The following is a 3,747-nucleotide window of genomic DNA, read 5'->3' on the forward strand; positions in this document are numbered from 1 at the left end:
GCAGACCAACCTGCTGGCGCTCAACGCGGCCATCGAGGCGGCGCGCGCCGGCGACAAGGGCCGCGGCTTTGCCGTGGTCGCCGACGAGGTGCGCCAGTTGTCCGAGCGCACCGCCGAATCGGCGCGGGAAATCGCCGACATGGTGCGCTCCATCCAGGACGGCATCCACGGGGCGGTGACCAGCATGGAGCAGGGCGTGGAGCGGGTCGGCGAAGGCGTCGGCCGGGCGCGACGCGCCGGCGAGGCCATGCAGCAGATCAGCGAAGCCGCCCAGCAGGTGGTATCGCGCGTGGCGGAGATCTCCCATGCCCTCAAGGAGCAGAGCAGTGCGTCCGGGGAAATCGCCCGCCAGGTGGGGCTGATCGCCCGCATGACCGGCGAGAACGACGAGGCGGTGGCCAGCAACCACCAGACCGCCGGGCGGCTGGGAGAGCTGTCCACCGCCCTGCAGGGCAGTGTCGCGCGCTTCCGCGCCGCGTAGCGGTCAGTCTCGGTCGACGGCGAACCCCGCCCAGGCCTGGCGGGTGGGCATCACTTCCAGGAAGTTGATGTTGATGCGGTCCGGCAGGTTGGCCACGTAGAAGATCTGCTCGGCGATGTCCTCGGCGGTCAGCGGCGTGGTGGTGTTGTACAGGCGGTCCGAGGCCGCCTGGTCGCCCTTGGTGCGCACCAGGGTGAACTCGGTTTCCGCCATGCCCGGGGCGATGTCGGTGACCCGCACGCCGGTGCCCTGCAGGTCGCAGCGCAGGTTGTAGCTGAACTGCTCGACGAAGGCCTTGGTGGCGCCGTACACGTGGCTGCCAGGGTAGGGCCACTGGCCGGCGGTGGAACCGATGTTGATGATGCTGGCACCGGCGCCGGTCTCGATCAGGGTTGGCAGCAGGGCGTGGGTGACGTTGACCAGGCCCTTAACGTTGGTGTCGATCATGGTGTGCCAGTCGGCCAGGTCCACGTTCTGGGCCGCCTGCGGCGCCAGGGCCAGGCCGGCGTTGTTGAGCAGCACACGCACCGGGCGGAAGGCGGCCGGCAGAGCCGCGACCACGGCCTGCACCGCCTCGGCGTCGCGCACGTCCAGCGCGGCGATGTGCACCGGTACCTGTGCGCCGAGTTCTTCCTGCAGCGCTTGCAGGCGTTCGACGCGGCGCCCGGTGAGGATCAGCGACCAGCCTGCGGCCGCGAAGCGGCGCGCGGCGGCGCGGCCGAAACCGGAGGTGGCGCCGGTGATGAAGATGATCTTGGACATGGGAGATAAACCTCTTTTTTCTGAAAACCTGCGGGCCTCCGTGCCGAACCCGTAGGAGCGACTTCAGTTGCGAGCCCCTGGGTGGGGTCGCATCAAAAACCGCGGCTGAAGCCGCTCCTACAAAAGCCGGACGAAGCCCCGCGAAACCGCAACAGACGACCGGGCTCCTACAGCAGCGCCAGATCGTCGTGGATCAGTACGCAATGGCGGCCGGCGTCATCTTCGTGGCAGGCGTACAGGTAGTACATGGTCACCTGGCCGCGTTCGTTCACCACGGCCACATAGTCGCCCGGCTCGGGGGTGAAGAACTGCGAGGTGCTGGGTGCGGCGCAGCATTCGATCAGCGCGGTGACGAACTGCTCGGGGTCCTCGTCGCCGAAGAAATCCTCCAGCTCGGCCTCGCCCCAGTGGGCCGGCGCCTGAAAGGGGCCCTGGAAGAGGATGCGCGCATCGCCGAGGTCTTCCTCTTCGGTGTCCGGATCATCCTCCTCGGCGGAGCGATACAGGGTGCAGTCGCGGGCGTCGGCGCTGTCCAGCACCTGCTGGCGGGCCTGCAGGCGCTTGGCGGGGTCCAGGCCGTCGGCCTCGCACATCTGGGCCCAGAGGGCGTCGTCAGGGTTCACGAATCATTTCTCCATCATTGCCCAGGTGCAGGCGGCACCCGGTCGGGTCATCGGGGGTATAGCGGTGGCAGCCCACCGTTGCCATTGCTGACGGGCGTGCCATCCGGCCGGGGCGGCAGGTCGCGGATGGCCTGCCACAGCTGCTGGCCGTCCCATTGCTGGCCGCTCTCGCCGTACAGCACGCCATTCAGACCATCTAGGGCATCGGACAGCGGCACACAGCGGGCGGCCATCTCCGCCAGGGTTTCCGGCTGGGCGCGGGCCCAGGCATCCAGCGCCTGGCGGGTCGCCTGCGGATCGTTGGCCTGGCAGGCGCGCCTCAGCTCATCGAGCAGATTGCGCGCGTTCGCGGCGCTCGGCAGCGTACGCGGGATCGCCGGCTGGCGGCGGGCATGCCACCAGAGGGAAAAGCCGAGCAGTGTGGTCAGGCCGAGCACGGCGGTGCTCAACTGCCAGGGCCACAGGCGTGCGGCGGAAGCGTCCGTTTCGCCTGAGGCCGCTGGGGCTTCCAGCAGGGGGTCGGCCTGCACGCTGAAGTGGCGTGCCGGCAGCGTGGCCCGTTCCAGGCGGTCACTGGCCAGGTTCCACCAGACCACTTCCAGCGCGGGGATTTCCAGCTCGCCCGCCTGGGTGGGCACCAGCGCCTCACGCTGTTCGCGCAGACCGGTCAGGCCCGTCTCGCCCAGGGTGCTTTCCAGCCGTGGCTGATCGGGATAGCGGCGCAGGCCGGGAACCTCGGCGAGCGGCAGGGGCGGCAGCTGGGAGCTGGCCAGGCCCTCAGCGCGCAGGGTCAGGGTGCGGGTCAGCGAGTCGCCGACCTTGAGCGGCTCGCTCGTCTCGCTCCAGCTTTCCGCCAGTGTCAGGGCGGTTGCCGGCAGCCAGGGCGTGTCGGCCGGGTACTCGGCGGGAATCGACTTGACCCGCAGGGGAATCACCGGCGAGCTCACCTGCACGGTGCGCCCGCTGCGTGGGCCGAACGGGTTGAAGGTGTCCGGATCGTTGCGCTCAACCAGGGTGGCGCTGAACACCTGGGCGGGCAGCTCCAGTTCCCCGCTGCGCAGCGGATGGATGGCGTAGCGCACCTCGATGACGCCGTGGCGCACGCCGTTGATGCGTGTCTCGTAGGTGCGCGGCTTGCCGAGCTGCTCGATGCGCGCCTCCGGGGTCTGCAGCGGGGTCAGGGTGCTGTCGTCGAACAGCGACACGGAATGGTAGATGCGCAGGGTCAGCACCGCTTGCGCCTGCACATAGACACTGTCGCGGTCGAGATTCGCGTCGATGAACACCGGCATCAACCGATCCCCCCCGGCGTCCGGCGTGCTGGCCTCGCTGACTTGCAGGGTGATGGGCGCGGACACCGCCTCGCCGACGCGCAGCGGCGGAATCACCACGTAGCCGGTGCGGCGCGGCAGAAGGGTGAGGATCCAGCGGGTGGCGCTGCGGCTGCCCTGATCGTCGCGGATCACCCGGTTGACCTGGCGGCTGTCGAGCACCTCGAACAACGGCAGCAGCGGGCTCAGGTCCGGCTGGCCGCTCAGCGCCAGGCCGCCCAGCTCCAGGGTCAGCTCGACGGTATCGCCTTCGGCGATCTGCTGACGGTCCACGCTGGCCATTAGCTCGTCGCCGCGCACGCCGCCACTGAGCAGAAGAAGGCAGACCAGACAGAGCGTTCGCATCATCACGGGGTTTCCTGGCGCTGTTGCTGTTCGAGGCGGAACTTGCGGCGCAGCAGTTCGGCGGGGTCATCGGGAATCTGGCGCAGCCATTGTTCCAGGGCCTGGCGGCGCTCCCGGTCGAGCGGCGCCTGTGCGGCCGTGGCGGCTGCCGGCTCGTTGCCGGTGCCCGCACCGTTCTGGCCTCCGGCAGTCGCTTCGCGGGGCG

At 69.5% G+C, this 3,747-nt stretch carries 4 protein-coding genes and 1 pseudogene; 1 reads left to right on the forward strand and 4 read right to left on the reverse strand.

Translation table 11 applies throughout. The features are described from left to right. Positions 1-481, forward strand: a 481-nt coding sequence (locus AS93_RS19815) for a methyl-accepting chemotaxis protein (RefSeq protein WP_037010109.1), incomplete at its 5' end; no start/stop codon positions are given. 3 nt (positions 482-484) lie between these two features. Here the strand turns inward: AS93_RS19815 and AS93_RS0118165 are convergent. The 4 genes and pseudogenes from AS93_RS0118165 to AS93_RS19820 all read right to left on the reverse strand — a co-directional run. Beyond that, complete coding sequence (locus AS93_RS0118165; RefSeq protein ID WP_027591900.1) at positions 485-1,243, reverse strand: SDR family NAD(P)-dependent oxidoreductase; 759 nt, start codon at positions 1,241-1,243, stop codon at positions 485-487. A 167-nt stretch (positions 1,244-1,410) separates the two neighbouring features. Then, positions 1,411-1,836, reverse strand: coding sequence for a hypothetical protein (locus AS93_RS0118170; protein ID WP_027591901.1), 426 nt, complete (start codon positions 1,834-1,836; stop codon positions 1,411-1,413). Between the two features lie 77 nt (positions 1,837-1,913). Next, positions 1,914-3,545 carry a BatD family protein gene (locus AS93_RS0118175; RefSeq protein WP_027591902.1) on the reverse strand — a complete coding sequence of 544 codons (1,632 nt, stop codon included), beginning with the start codon at positions 3,543-3,545 and terminating at the stop codon, positions 1,914-1,916. Next, positions 3,545-3,747: pseudogene (locus tag AS93_RS19820) on the reverse strand (hypothetical protein); the annotation flags it as partial. The gene AS93_RS0118175 and the pseudogene AS93_RS19820, both read right to left, overlap by 1 nt.

Source organism: Pseudomonas sp. RL (assembly GCF_000647775.1).
GTDB classification, from domain to species: domain Bacteria; phylum Pseudomonadota; class Gammaproteobacteria; order Pseudomonadales; family Pseudomonadaceae; genus Serpens; species Serpens flexibilis.